The sequence below is a fragment of the Paraburkholderia sp. CNPSo 3274 genome (genome assembly GCF_024206475.1).
Lineage (GTDB): Bacteria > Pseudomonadota > Gammaproteobacteria > Burkholderiales > Burkholderiaceae > Paraburkholderia.
Genome location: NZ_JAMBPR010000005.1, coordinates 127282 through 140919 on the forward strand (window position 1 = coordinate 127282; position 13638 = coordinate 140919).

A 13638-nucleotide genomic window follows, 5' to 3' on the forward strand; every position below is an offset into this window, starting at 1 on the left:
CGATTGTCTCCGTCCATGGAAGGTGTCCGGCATGCCCTGTCCCGTGATATCGCCGTTGATCCACCGGGGGCTGCCGCTTCTCCTGAACTTCACAATAGGTCGAACCGAAAATCTCCTCAAATGATGTTTAGTGATGGCTGCAATCTGTTTGAGTGAAGCGTCGCGCGTCGCATCACAGCCGTGCTCACGGCAGTATTCCCGAGTGCCTACTCCGCCAGGACCTCGAGCGGGAATGGCCCCGCCGAATCCATCCAGTCGTACGACTCGCCTTGGTGAGTCCAGGCCCAGTTGCGCGACAGTGCGGCATGGCGCGTTTGCTGACCTGCTGTTGCGTCGCCTGCGCTGCCGTGACTTTCGATCATACGAAAATCCCGCCCATCATCTTTCACGACATGGCTCCAATGAGATGGTTTATGAAGCGGATCAGATGTGCTTCTCTGGCTCGGCTTGCCGGTGTGCCTCGATCAGCGCAGCGAACCGCTCCAGCGCTGCCACGCTGCTGTGAACGGAGTGGTATTCCTGTTGGCCAATGCGTGCATCGAGCACAACCGTCATGCCGGATTGTCGGGCGAGATTGAGGATATCCATCTCACACTCCTTGCCTCAAAACTGGGTGAATCGCGTCGCGTGAAATGCAGCGCTTCCTGATAACCAGATTACGCGCAGCACCGCAAAGATCAACGCAGCGGGGACGAAATCACCGTTATGAAATGCCGAACAATCTCATGTCTCACGGTGCTTCGCTGACGCCCCATGTTTTCGGCGACACCGCATGCTCAGAACCCTTGTGCGGTTCCCGTAGAATGCGCGACCAACAGCACGACACCCAGTATGCAAGCCCCAATCATCGCAGCCAGCACGACCGCCACGAACGGCAGCCATTTGAAGTTCACGCTGGCCAAATCGGCTTCGTGCGATGCGCTTTTACGCACGCCGAAGAAGCTCCACAGAACCATGCGCATCATTTGAACGAGTTCCATCATTGACTCCGGTTACGTCGATCAGGTCGATCGGATAGCCTGATCTTCAACCTTGCGCATTGACAAAAAAAGCAGCAGTTGCGAACAATTCGAGCGATGCAGCAGATGCACGCGCTGGCAGGCACAGACGAAGAAACGCCCCGGTACTCGCGCACCGGGGCGAAAGGCTTGCCACGCTACAGGCAAAAAGAGCCGCAAGCTCTGCGGGTTTAGGTGATGATCCAGGCACTCGCGCAGTAATCCCGGCGCATCCCGGGAGAACAGACCCGGACTGCGATGCGCACTAGCCGCAATGATCCGCCCTCGCAGGAAGCGCGTATAGAAGCAGTCGACGCATAATTGACCGTAGCAGATCGGATTCCCGGTCCGGCGTGCCATGAGAAAATCGATCGAAGCACGAGTCCACCCATGACATCTTTGGAAGAACCAGGACGCATGACACGCTATGAACGCCTCGCACAGAGCATGGCCGCCGAGATTCGCTCCGGCAACCTGAAGCCGGGCTCGCGCATGCCGTCGCTGCGGCAGATCATTGCGCAGCACGGCGTGAGCCAGTCCACGGCGGCGCGTGCTTACTATGTGCTCGAACAGTGGGGCCTCGTGCGCGCCGAAGAACGTTCGGGCTATTACGTCGCGCCGCTCTCGAAGCCCAACAAGGCGCACCCGCGCGCGACGGCGGGCGAAAGCGCCACTGTCGATATCAGCGAGCTGGTGTTTTCGGTGCTCGATGCCGCCAAGCGCCCGGGCATCGTGCCGCTCGGCTCCGCCTTCCCTTCTCCGTTGCTCTTTCCGCTGTCGAGGTTAGCGAAATCGCTCGGCCAGGCCGCGCGCAGCGTGAGTCCGTGGAGCACGGTGGTCGATCTGCCGCCCGGCAATGAGAACCTGCGGCGGCAGATTGCGCTGCGCTACATGCGGGTTGGCATCTCGCAGCCCGCCGAGGACATCATCATCACCAACGGCGCGCTAGAAGCGCTCAATCTTTGCCTGATGGCGGTCACGCAGCCCGGCGATATCGTCGCCGTAGAGTCGCCGGGCTTTTATGCCGCGCTTCAGGCGATCGAACGGCTTGGCCTGCGCGCGGTCGAAATTCCCGTGGATACCGCCACGGGGCTCGACCTCGACGCGCTGGCGCAAGCGCTGAACAAGCACCCCATCCGCGCCTGCTGGTTCATGACGAATTTCCAGAACCCGACGGGCGTCACCTTGTCGGCGGCGAAGAAAGAGGCGCTAGTCGAACTGCTCGCGAAACACGAGGTCCCGCTCATCGAAGACGATGTGTACGGCGAGTTGCACTACGCACCGAACTATCCGCCGCCGGCCATCGCGTTCGACCGGCGTGGTCTCGTCATGCACTGCGGCTCGTTTTCGAAAAACCTCGCGCCGGGTTACCGCGTGGGCTGGGCGAGCGCCGGCCGCTTCGCAGAACGCGTGCAGCGCCTGAAGCTCATGACGACGATCTCGGCGAGCATTCCCGCACAGGCCGGCATTGCCGACTATCTGGAGCACGGCGGCTACGAGCGTCATTTGAAGAAGATCCGGCTGGCCATGCAAACGCAGCGCGATGCGATGATCGAGGCGATCCGCCGATGGCTGCCTGAAGGCACGCAGTACACGCGGCCAGAGGGCGGCTATTTTCTGTGGCTCACGTTCCGCGAGCGCATCGACGCCATGGCGCTCCATCGTCTCGCGATCGAACGCGGGATCAGTGTCGCGCCCGGCCCGCTCTTTTCCGCGTCACGTGCATTCGAAAATTGCATACGTCTTAACTATGGGCATCCCTGGTCGCCGCGCATCGATGAGGCAATCCGCACGCTCGGTGAACTGCTCCTTCATCCCGATGTGTGTGCCTAATCGCGATCGATCGATGCGCGCGGCGCCAACCCATGGCAGCCTTAACTGCCAAAGAACAGGTTGCAGAAGCTTGCCGGGCCTACACAAGCATTGGCGTCCCTTGCCGGCGTCCTGGCCGGACGCCGCGGCGCCTGATAAGTATTCGCTCGCGACGTATTCGCCTGGGCCGTTTGTTGAACATCCGCCTGCGCGGGAGCGAGGGGTTCCGCGTGGACAGCGAAGCTAGCCGACAGCGAACATGCAAAAAGGACAGCAGTAAGGAATCTCATTTCAATCTCTCTAGCAAGGTGATGGAGGCGATGCCTCCGGGGAAACAGCCTGGCCAGATTAATCACTTTCAATAGATAAGAGAATCCTGCAGCCCCGGGAATGATCCTTCCATTTCATGGGAGTATCGGGAAATCGGCCTGCGCAGAACGCGCGGACACTCACAGCAGGCAAACACGACTCAAATCCACCGTGCGGCGGTAGACGTTCCTGTTCAGCCACGGAACGAAGGTGTATTCGTCATAGGCAGTACTACCAACGAATATCCAGTTGTGCAATACGTGAGACATCGCTTCCTCTTTGGCGCTGGACGACCTCGCATGCATCTCGCGGCAAGCCGTCATGACATCATCGCAAGATCTTCGCTTCGCTTCATTGGTTGCGGTACGCGTATCACGTCATCGGCACCCGCCTTCGCAGGCGCCCGATAGAACTCGGTGCAGAAGTCGACGAACATCCTGAGCCGGGCCGGTATCAGCTCCCGGTGAGAATAGAAAAGGCAAATTTCAACGCTGCTATCCGACGCCGTGCATTCCGGCAGAACGTGCATGAGATATCCCATATCGATATCTTCGCGAACCATGGTTTCAGGCAGCGTGGCAATGCCGGTTCCGTTGAGCGCCGCCGCGCGCAGCACCACCTCGTTGCCTTCCATCGACGACATGGGCGTAATGCTCACTTTCCGTCCGCCCTCACGCAGATCGATGAAGTCCGCATTCTTCTTTCTCGTTTCCGGATCGATTAGCAGAAAATGATTGGTGAGCTTCGCAGCGGATTCCGGTGCACCGTATTGCTCGAGATACCCGGGTGCGGCCACGAGAATGCGAGGCGACCGGGATAGCGTCCGGCGAATCACGGTGGACTGCTCGACGAGATTTGGCGGAAGAATGGCGATATCGAAACGGCCGTCGAACAGGTTCGTGGCGTGATCCTGAACGGAAACCACCAGACTCACATGAGGCGCGATCGCGCGATAGCGCCGTACCAACTGCGAGAACGTTCCGCTCACCAGCATAGGGTGCACGACAAGCCGCAACTTTCCGCCGTTGACCTCATGCTCCATCGCAATACGCCGGTTCGCTTCGTCGAGCTCTTCGAGCAAACGGCAACAAATCAGGTAGTACGATTGCGCTGCGTCTGTCAAGGAAACGGACCTCGTCGTCCTGAGCAGGACTCTTGTCTGGACGCATTCTTCGAGCCTGGCTATCGCTTTCGACACGGATCCGGTGGTCACATTCAACGATTCGGCGGCCTTGCTGAAACTCTGATACCGCGCAGCTGCGACGAATGCACGCAACATGTAAAGCTGATCCATCTCGCACCTCACGAGTGTTTTGCCCTGACCGACGATTCAAGCGTAAGCGCGTAAGCCGCGCAACGGTATCGTTCGATATGATGTGATGCCTTATGCAGGCGCGTGCGCGTCTAATCCATTCGGATGGCCTGAACGAGCGACCGGCATAGCGGCAAGTTCGTCAGGCCCGGCAGCGCCCGAATTTCGGACGTTCGGCCACGTCACTTTTTCAGCAATTCACTAACCAGTGCGAGAAGTCCTGCGTCATCCACGGGCTTCGAAAAGAAGCCGGCGGCGCCGTTACTTTTTGCGCGCTCGAGCATTTCCTCGGTCGCGTACGCGGTAATGAAAATGACGGGGATTGGACGCTTCCATAGCTTGATCGACTCGAGCAGCGCAAAGCCGTCCATGCCCGGCATCTGGATATCGGCAACGACGAGTTTCAGTTTCGAGCGGCGCGTATCGCCCAGAAGATGGTTGGCGGACGCGTAGTCGATGACGTTCCAGCTCGCCGAACGCAGCGAACTGGACAGCGCCATCCGGACGGATTGATCGTCGTCCACCATGGCGATCGTTGCAGACGAGCGCGCTGGTTTTATCTGGGTTCCGGTGGCCATCGAAATGATGCAGAAAGGTAGAATCTTTCTGCAAAGTACAGGGCCGCCGGGGGGGCAGCAATCACACCTTCGGATGATTCTTGTGACAGTGCGTATTAGCGGGGCGAGATCCGCGCGCTGACGAAGGCCACCATCGCGCAGCGAATGCGCAAATGCCTATCTGGCGCTCTGAGGAACCGGCTGCACCTGCTGCAACTTCCTGATGAGCTCGGCCACGGATCGCGCATTGAGTTTGTGCATGGCCTGCGCCCGATGGATCTTGACCGTGACCTCGCTGAGGCACAGGAGGTCAGCAATCTGTTTGTTCAGTAGACCTTCCGTCACCAGCCCGATCACTTCGCGCTCGCGTGCCGTCAGCGAATCGTACGCTTGACGAATGCCTGCAACGAGCCTCGCCTGGCGCCTCAATTCGCCATCGCGTTTGAGCGCCGCAGCGATCGTATCGAGCAGATCCTGATCCTTGAATGGCTTTGTCATGAAATCGAAAGCGCCCGCTTTCATCGCCTTGACGGTCATGCCTATATCGCCATGTCCCGTCAGGAAGACGATGGGAAATCGAATGCTCTCTTTAAAGGCTTCCTGCTGAAGCGTGAGACCGCTCTCGCCTCGTAGTCGAATGTCGAGAATGAGGCAACTCGGCACGTCCGGCATTTTCACGGCGAGGAATTCGTCAGCCGATTCGAATGCCCGAACCTCGATGCCCACTGACATGAGCAGACTGGTTAGCGCGCCTCGAATAGACTCGTCGTCGTCGATCACGTACACGAGCGAGTCCGGTAGTTGTTCACTTCGCGTCCCAACGCTATCGTGTTTCATCGCTCGATCTTCGAAAAGTTCGTGATGGCGAAAAAGTGCCGATGCTCGCCATATGGTAAGCAATAGCAAGACTTATCGCTACCGCTTGCACGCTGTGAGCGGTGCCCGCCTTTGAAGCAGGCGCCCACATAACTCATGCGCTTTAGCCCGGCCCCTTTTGGTGCACCACGCCTGGGAACTACACGGTTCATACCGGCGTATTAGGCACCACATGCCGGCTAGATACAGCTTCAGCCATTCGGAGAATGGTCAGCTTACCGCTGCACGCTTAACCTTTTTACTACGGGTCATCGCGCTATCGGGATCATTGGCCAGATTGGGTGCGCAAAATGAAAGTCGCTATTGTGGTGCTTGATGGTGTACAGGCCATGGATATGGCAGGCCTGCTCGACGCGTTCTCCGAAGCAAACCATTTGCTCGGCGAGGCGCGCCAGTATCAGGTGCCCCTCATTGGAGAGCACGCAGGCGGGGTCGCCTGTTCGAACGCAATGCAGCTTTGCATGCCGTGGGTCTATGCGGACTTTCGTGCAAACATCGATGTTCTGCTGGTGACAGGCGCCTCCCACGCAACGAACGTCCGGCCGAAACAAGATTTTCTGGACTGGCTGCGGCGGCGCGCACTCGAGTCGAAGCGATACGGCTGCGTTTGCAACGGCGCATGGCTGCTCGGGCGCGCAGGTCTGCTCGATGGCAAGGAGATTGCCGCGCGTTGGACCGACGCGAGCCAGCTGGCAAGCGCATTCCCGCGTGCCCGGATACGTCCCGATAAAAACCTGATACGCGACGGACGTCTGATTTCATCTGCCGGCGCGACCGCCGGGCTCGATCTTGGCCTCGCTCTCATCGCACAAGACTGGGGCCAGAAGCTCGCCGAACAGGTGGCAAGACGTCTTGGCGCTCATCTGCAGAGCGAGCCATACCAACGTAATCCTTACATTGCAGCGCTAACCGATGAAAGTTCGCTTATAGGAAAAGTACAACGTCATATCGACGACCATCTTTCCGATGTGCTTTCGATAGAGCAACTCGCCGACGCGGTCTGCGTGAGCCGGCGCACCCTGGCGAGGATCTTTGCGAAGTATCTCCACACGACACCTTCCGCTTTCGTGGATCAGCTCCGTGTTGGTGCTGCAAAAAGGCTATTGGAGGAACGCAACGTTCCGATGAAAACCGTTGCGTTCGACTGTGGCTTTCATAACGCTGCGCATATGCGCATGGTGTTTCAGAGGCGCCTGAAGGTCACCCCTCGGCAATACCGCCAACAGTCCCACAATACCGAGGTCGCCGCCTGAGCAATCGCCGCGTGCGCAGCCTCGCAATCTCGCCGCGATTTGTTCACGCGACGCAAGACTCTTAGTCCATGGTGTGTGTTCGTACTCGCAACGGATGCGCCTACAGTGCTTGTCCATCGGATCCCTTGATTCGAACGGCCACCCGGCCGACTTACCCATACTGCGGGATACACAATGAGCACTTCCAAGGTCGTCATCGTCACCGGAGCATCGCAAGGCATTGGCGCCGAAACCGTCAAGGCCTTTCGCGCGCAGGGCCATCGCGTGGTCGCCACGGCCCGTTCCATCACGCCGGCCGCTGAGGCCGACTATGTTGCCGTGGCCGGCGACATCGGCGACGCCGCCACGGCTCGCCGCGTGGTGAACGCCGCCATCGAGCACTTCGGTCGTGTCGATACGCTCGTCAACAACGCGGGCATTTTCATTGCGAAGCCCTTCACGCAGTACACCGCCGACGACTACGCCGCGATCCTGAACGTCAACCTGAACGGCTTCTTCCACATCACGCAATATGCGATCGAAGCGATGCAGAAGCACGGCAGCGGCCACGTGGTGAACGTCACCACCACGCTTGCGGACAAGGCAAACAGTAAAGTCCCGTCCGTTCTTGCCTCGCTCACCAAGGGCGGCCTGAACGCTGCGACGAGGTCGCTCGCAATCGAGTATGCGCGCGCGGGAATCCGTGCCAACGCGGTTTCGCCTGGGGTGATCAAGTCGCCGATGCATGCTCCCGAAACGCACGCCACGCTCGGCGCAATGCATCCGGTCGGTCGCATGGGCGAAATGAGCGACATCGTCAATGCGATTCTCTATCTCGACTCGGCACCGTTCGTGACGGGCGAGATCCTGCACGTGGACGGCGGCCAGAGCGCAGGTCAATGAGCGGTTGAGCATCGCCCGCGCCCCCTGCCTCGATGGGTCGTCGAGGCAGGGGGCGCGGGGCAGCCACTTATTCCACGTTGGTTAGCGTCTTCGTAATGACAAGCCATTTGTCACGCTGGCGCATGATCGAAAAATAATTGTAGTAATTGAAACCCAGCATGCGTACGCGCAGTTTCGCCGTCGCGATGTTTTTCTGAACATCGAGCATCAGCAGTTCCGTTTTGACCGGTTCGCCCAATTCGGCTGGCGATTTCCTGTTTGCCACACCCGCAAGATACTCCTCGATCGTCTTGTAGTAGGGCTGACCATTCACCTCCCCCGCTACGACCGCGCGCGGATCGAACACCGTTCTCAACTGCTCCACATCGCCTCGCCAGGTGGCGTCGAAATAGCGCTGGACGAGTTCGACGATTTCGTTGCTTTCGTTCATTGCGTCACACTCCTTTTTGATTCCCACCTCGGTCTGAGAATTCGAAGCGGGCTGTGCAATCGCTTGCGCAGCCCGCTTCGAAAAACCACGATCAAGAGCGATCAGGCAAGCGGCCCCTCGATCTCGTTGAGCCTTTCTTCGAGGACGTTGACGCTCGCATAGCCCGAATGCACAGCGTACGTCCGGCCTTGTTCTTCAAGCAGCAAGGTCGGGAATGACGCGACGCCAAGCGCTCGCGCGCGTGCGAAATCGCGCTGCGTCTCTTCTTTCGTTTCTGCTGCTGCCCATGCCTGGTAGAACGCGTCGGCGCTCACCTGAACGCCCACGGCATCCAGCGCCGTTGCGGCGATATCGCTCAACACGCGACCGTCGGTCGTATCCAGCCCTTGCACATAGAATCCGTTCTGGAGCGCGCGGAACATCGAGAGCAATGCGTCTCCACTCGCGAAGCGGCGTGCCGCCACAACGGCACGACATACCGGCTCGGTATCGTAGACGAACCCCTCGCGCGCCATGAACGCTTCGCGGTTGAACGGCAAGCCGCTCAGCGCTTCCACGCGCTGCCAGTGCTGCAGCCGGAAACGCTTGCCGGTTGCGTCGAGAACATCGGTCGCGCCAGCGCGAATACCGCCGGCCACGATTTCCAGTTTCAGATCCGGCACGCGCGCGACGAGCGCCGAAAGCTCCTTTCCAAAGCCATAGCACCACGAACACATCGGATCGCCAACATAGATCAGTTTCATTCTTGCTCGCTCAAATGAAGAGACAACGCAGGGCCCGCAGGACCCCATGCCCCGCATCGCTCCCAGCCATCAGAGTCACTATAGGGTTCCGGCCTGACTCGATAAACGCCGTAGCCAGAACTTCTTTTGTTACATGGCGGAAAGACGAAATGCGCCTCACGAGCAGACTGGCGCGGTCGTACTGGCCTAGAACATGTCCGAAGGCGTTTGATGACCTGCACGCGTGCCCCCGGACTCCTCTGCATCCCTCGACGGGATGAACGGCCCGGTGATCATGTCCGAATAGCTCATGCCAGGCCCGACCATCGGAAACACATCGGCATCCTGATCGATCATGACTTCGAGGAAAGCAGGACCGTCAAACGCCACGAAAGCCCTAAGTTTTTCCTCGACTTCGCCCAGGGCCTCGACGCGCTGCGCGAACTCGAACCCGTCGGCACGCGCGGCCATGACAAAGTCCTTTCGATGAAGCGACTTGTCGCTCACACACAGGCGCCCGTCGTAAAAGAGACGCTGCCACTGCCGGATCATCCCGTCACCGACATTGTTGAACAGCAGCACTTTGACCGGCACGCCATACGTGGTCGCGGTCTCCAGATCGCCGATATTCATGCGCATGCTGCCGTCGCCGTCGATGTCGATCACGAGGGCATCCGGGCGTCCCAACTGGGCGCCGATCGCAGCGGGCAAGCCAAAGCCCATCGTCCCCATGCTGCCCGAGGTGAGAAAGCTTCGCGGCTCGACGAAGTCGAAGAACTGCGCGGCCCACATCTGGTGCTGGCCCACGCCCGTAGTGACGATAGCCCGCCCGCCGGTAATCTCGCTCAACTTCTCAACAACGAATTGCGGCTGAATGAGCGGGCTCTTGCGGTCGTAGTTCATGCCGTAGCGCTGTTTGAGCTCCGCGATGTGGTCGAGCCACGCCAAAGGCGCCTGGACCTGCGCTTCGTGTTTCATCAGCGAAAGCAACGTGTCCTTCGCGTCGCCCACATGGGTCCAGTGCGCGCGCTTCACCTTGTTGATCTCCGCTTCGTCGATATCGATGTGCGCGACATAGCGCGCTCGCGGCGCAAAGGCGTGAGGGCGGCCGCCGGCGACGCGATCGTCGAATCGCGCGCCCACGGCAATCAGGAAGTCGCAATCTTCCACCGCGTAGTTCGCGCACGCCGCGCCGTGCATGCCCAGCATGCCGAGCCCCAGCTCGTGCTTCACGGATATCGAGCCGAGCCCCATCAACGTGTTCACGACGGGAATCCGGTAGCGCTCGGCGAACTGGCGCAAATCCGCCGTGGCGCCGGCCGTAATGATGCCCCCGCCTGCATAGAGCAGCGGGCGCTTGCTTTGCGCCAGCAGATCGAAGAATTCATGGCGCTTGCTCTCTTCGAGACGTGCTCCCTTCGCCACCTTGCGAAGCCGGTCGGAATAGCCGCGAAACGCCAACGTGCCGTGCCCCTGCCAGGCGCCGGTCCAGTTCTGGATGTCTTTGGGCACATCCACGACAACCGGGCCGGGACGACCGGTGCGCGCGACTTCGAACGCAGTGCGCAGCGTTTGTTCGAGCTTGTCCGGGTCGGTCACCAGAAACACTTGCTTGGCACACGCCGACATGATGTTGAACACCGGCGCTTCCTGGAACGCGTCGCTGCCGATCGCAGCACGCGGCACCTGCCCGCAGATGAGGACCACCGGGACCGAATCGCCATTGCAGTCGGCAATCGGCGTCACCGCATTGGTCGCGCCGGGACCCGACGTCACCATGAACACACCAACCTTTCCGCTCGCGCGCGCGTACCCCGCGGCCATGAAACCGGCGGTCTGTTCGTTGGCGGGTACGACGAGGTTGATCTGACGCTCGGGCTCGTCGGCATGCAGTTCGTTGAAACGAAACACCGCGTCGTAGGTCGGCAAGATCGCGCCGCCGCTATAGCCGAACACGGTATCGACACCCTGTTCGCTCAGTACGCGCAAGATGATGTCGGCGCCTGACATCGGTTCGCCGGGAAGCGGCGCTTTATGGGGGGCTTCTGAAGCTATTTTTGGGTTCTGGGTCATACCTGACTCGCACGGAAACGGGCGCTGATGCGATCAGCGGCCAAACATAACAGATCATTTCCCTTCCGACTCAAGAACAGCGTATGTCCCCTACCAGTTCGTGGACGACGGCTTCAGCGGGTTCTCCGCACGAAGCACAGTCCACCCGGCACTCTTTTGACGTGCGCCTGGAAATACCGTGAGAAAGGGCTCTGAAGATTCTGACAACGATTGAAGCGGTGTGCGTCGGCAATTAGGTGGTCTGTGGGCCAGGATGAGTCGCATCCGGGCCACGACGGCTGACCGTTGCCTACTCCTACCATTCGGCAATGCCCACGTCCAGCTCCTCGTCGTAGAACGCAACCAGAAACTCTTCGGGCATCAACCATGAGTCGACGCTCACGGTTTGCGCGCCAACATCGACATCGACCTTCGCGTCGGCGTCCACGGACTTCATCGCATGCACGATCGTCGGAAGATCGTCCGTACGGATTTCAGTTTTCATCGCGAACTTCATTTTTCACCTCTCTGTCTGGATAACCAGTCTGGATAACTATAGGATCAACGCCCAATGCCGCCAACCAGGCCAGCCTCAATTCACTCTTTACATCGCGTAACCAAAACCAGCGGCACGAGGCGATCATCCAACTTTGTCGAGTACGTCTACCTCTTCGGTGAATGCCATGACCGCTGCCCGCACGCCTGCGACACCCAGGCCATTCAATCGGAGCAGTTCAGAACGGTCGCCGTGCTGGACGAACTCGTCGGGAAGTCCGAGCCGTAGCATTCGTACAGCCCACCCTTCCGCCGCGATCCGTTCGGCGCATGCGGCACCCGCTCCGCCAATCACGGTGCCTTCTTCGAGTGTCACGATCACCTCGTGCTCGTTTGCAACCGTCAGCAACAAATCTTCATCGAGCGGCTTCACGAAGCGCATATCGACCACGGTCGCATCGATCTCCTTTGCGACTTCCATCGCGACCGAGAGCAAGGGCCCAAACGCCAGAAACGCCACCCGCGCGCCGCCCTGCTCGCCAGACACCCGGCAAATCACGCCTCTTCCGAGCGGCAGCGTCTCTTTTGTCTGCTCAATGACCTCAGACCCGGTTGTCGCCCGCGGGTATCGCACGGCGCACGGTCCAGGCCACGCAAGACCCGTGTTCAGCATGCGATAACATTCCTTTTCATCGGACGGGGTCATCACCACCATATTCGGGACGCAGCGCAGGGCCGCGATGTCGAACGCACCCAGATGCGTAGCACCATCGCCCCCGGCAATCCCCGCGCGATCCAACGCGAACAAAACCGGCAGATTCTGCAGGGCAACATCGTGAATCAGCTGGTCATACCCGCGCTGAAGAAACGTCGAGTAGATGGCGACAACGGGCCTCATTCCCTCAACGGCGAGGCCGGCCGCCAGCGTGACAGCGTGCTGTTCCGCGATACCCACGTCGATGTAGCGATCCGGATAACGACGCTCGAATTCGGTCAAACAGGACCCTTCGCTCATCGCGGGCGTGATGCCGAAGATTCGTTCATCCGTCGTCGCCGAGTCACACAGCCATTGGCCAAATACCTGGCTATAGGTCAGCTTGCCGCCTCTCGGACGCACGAGCCCTGTCTCAGGTTTGAACGGACTGGGCCCGTGATAAGCAACGGGCTCGCGTTCCGCCGGTCGATAACCCTTTCCTTTCTTCGTCACCACGTGGATGACGTGCGGGCGTATGCGTGTCTTCGCGTCCCGCAGCGCGGCGAGTAGTTTCGGAATATCGTGGCCATCGACGGGACCGACGTAATCCAGACCCAGTGTTTCGAATAGCGTGGATGGAGGGACATTCGCTTCGTCGCGCCAACGCGTAACCAGCGACTCGAGATGATCATTCAGTCCGCCTACTGCCGGTGAAATCGACATGCGGTTGTCATTCAGAATAATCGTCAGCGGCAGCGCCTCGCAGGACCCCGCGTGATTCAGCGCTTCATACGCCATACCCGCAGACAGTGCGCCGTCGCCGATGACCGCAACGACGCGGGCGTCTCGACCGCGCAGGCCCAAGGCCATGCCGACTGCCGCCGAAATGGACGTGCCGGCGTGCCCGACACCGAAAGCGTCGTAAGGCGACTCTTCACGCGCCGGGAAACCGGCCATCCCACCCACTTTCCGCACGCTTGCCATGCCCGCTTTTCTGCCGGTCAATATCTTGTGCGGATAGCATTGGTGTCCCACGTCCCACACCAGGCGATCGCGCGGCGTGTCGAATACATAGTGAAGCGCAACGGACAACTCCACCACACCGAGGTTCGATGCCAGGTGGCCGCCGGTACTCGACACACTTTCGATCACGAATTCTCGAACCTCGTCCACCAGGCGCTGAAGCTCACCCTCCTCCAGATCGCGCAAATTGCTCGGGAAATCGATCATGTCAAGTAAGTTCATG

Annotated in this window: 15 protein-coding genes; 3 read left to right on the forward strand and 12 right to left on the reverse strand. The window is 59.7% G+C overall.

The features are described 5' to 3' along the window. Window positions 1-206: 206 nt before the first annotated feature. The 4 genes from M3I54_RS04920 to M3I54_RS04935 form a co-directional block, all read right to left on the reverse strand. On the reverse strand, window positions 207-362 hold the full coding sequence (locus M3I54_RS04920) for a hypothetical protein (protein ID WP_254333516.1): 156 nt from the start codon (window positions 360-362) through the stop codon (window positions 207-209). Between the two features lie 61 nt (window positions 363-423). Next, window positions 424-588 carry a hypothetical protein gene (locus tag M3I54_RS04925; protein ID WP_254333518.1) on the reverse strand — a complete coding sequence of 55 codons (165 nt, stop codon included), beginning with the start codon at window positions 586-588 and terminating at the stop codon, window positions 424-426. A gap of 188 nt (window positions 589-776) precedes the next feature. After that, window positions 777-980, reverse strand: a complete 204-nt coding sequence (locus M3I54_RS04930; RefSeq protein WP_133179356.1) for a DUF2970 domain-containing protein — start codon at window positions 978-980, stop codon at window positions 777-779. A 21-nt stretch (window positions 981-1001) separates the two neighbouring features. After that, window positions 1002-1358, reverse strand: coding sequence for a hypothetical protein (locus tag M3I54_RS04935; RefSeq protein ID WP_254333520.1), 357 nt, complete (start codon window positions 1356-1358; stop codon window positions 1002-1004). A gap of 57 nt (window positions 1359-1415) precedes the next feature. Between M3I54_RS04935 and M3I54_RS04940 the strand changes: the two genes are divergently transcribed. Next, on the forward strand, window positions 1416-2831 hold the full coding sequence (locus M3I54_RS04940) for a PLP-dependent aminotransferase family protein (protein ID WP_254333522.1): 1416 nt from the start codon (window positions 1416-1418) through the stop codon (window positions 2829-2831). A gap of 607 nt (window positions 2832-3438) precedes the next feature. Here M3I54_RS04940 and M3I54_RS04950 read toward each other — a convergent pair. The 3 genes from M3I54_RS04950 to M3I54_RS04960 all read right to left on the reverse strand — a co-directional run bounded on the left by M3I54_RS04950 (window position 3439) and on the right by M3I54_RS04960 (window position 5825). After that, window positions 3439-4413, reverse strand: coding sequence for a LysR family transcriptional regulator (locus tag M3I54_RS04950; protein WP_254333524.1), 975 nt, complete (start codon window positions 4411-4413; stop codon window positions 3439-3441). A gap of 200 nt (window positions 4414-4613) precedes the next feature. Beyond that, the gene (locus M3I54_RS04955; RefSeq protein ID WP_254333526.1) at window positions 4614-5009 is read right to left on the reverse strand and encodes a response regulator; all 396 of its coding nucleotides are present in this window, start codon (window positions 5007-5009) and stop codon (window positions 4614-4616) included. A 156-nt stretch (window positions 5010-5165) separates the two neighbouring features. Continuing rightward, window positions 5166-5825, reverse strand: coding sequence for a response regulator transcription factor (locus tag M3I54_RS04960; protein WP_254333528.1), 660 nt, complete (start codon window positions 5823-5825; stop codon window positions 5166-5168). Between the two features lie 329 nt (window positions 5826-6154). Here M3I54_RS04960 and M3I54_RS04965 point away from each other — a divergent pair, with 329 nt between their 5' ends. Next, window positions 6155-7117 (forward strand): GlxA family transcriptional regulator, encoded by a 963-nt coding sequence (locus M3I54_RS04965; protein WP_254333530.1) that lies wholly within the window; start codon window positions 6155-6157, stop codon window positions 7115-7117. A gap of 174 nt (window positions 7118-7291) precedes the next feature. After that, entirely contained in the window at window positions 7292-7999 is a 708-nt protein-coding gene (locus tag M3I54_RS04970) for an SDR family NAD(P)-dependent oxidoreductase (RefSeq protein WP_254333533.1), read from the forward strand. 67 nt (window positions 8000-8066) lie between these two features. Here the strand turns inward: M3I54_RS04970 and M3I54_RS04975 are convergent, their stop codons facing one another. The 5 genes from M3I54_RS04975 to dxs all read right to left on the reverse strand — a co-directional run bounded on the left by M3I54_RS04975 (window position 8067) and on the right by dxs (window position 13637). Beyond that, window positions 8067-8429, reverse strand: a complete 363-nt coding sequence (locus tag M3I54_RS04975) for a nuclear transport factor 2 family protein (protein ID WP_254333535.1) — start codon at window positions 8427-8429, stop codon at window positions 8067-8069. A 101-nt stretch (window positions 8430-8530) separates the two neighbouring features. Further along, window positions 8531-9172 (reverse strand): DsbA family protein, encoded by a 642-nt coding sequence (locus M3I54_RS04980; protein ID WP_254333537.1) that lies wholly within the window; start codon window positions 9170-9172, stop codon window positions 8531-8533. A 186-nt stretch (window positions 9173-9358) separates the two neighbouring features. Next, a complete protein-coding gene (gene ilvB, locus M3I54_RS04985) occupies window positions 9359-11224 on the reverse strand; it encodes a biosynthetic-type acetolactate synthase large subunit (RefSeq protein WP_254333539.1) in 1866 nt (621 codons plus the stop codon). A gap of 295 nt (window positions 11225-11519) precedes the next feature. After that, the gene (locus M3I54_RS04990; RefSeq protein ID WP_254333541.1) at window positions 11520-11720 is read right to left on the reverse strand and encodes a copper chaperone; all 201 of its coding nucleotides are present in this window, start codon (window positions 11718-11720) and stop codon (window positions 11520-11522) included. 123 nt (window positions 11721-11843) lie between these two features. Next, window positions 11844-13637: a 1-deoxy-D-xylulose-5-phosphate synthase gene (dxs, locus tag M3I54_RS04995; protein ID WP_254333543.1), complete on the reverse strand. Its 1794-nt coding sequence runs from the start codon at window positions 13635-13637 to the stop codon at window positions 11844-11846. Between the last annotated feature and the right edge of the window lies 1 nt (window position 13638).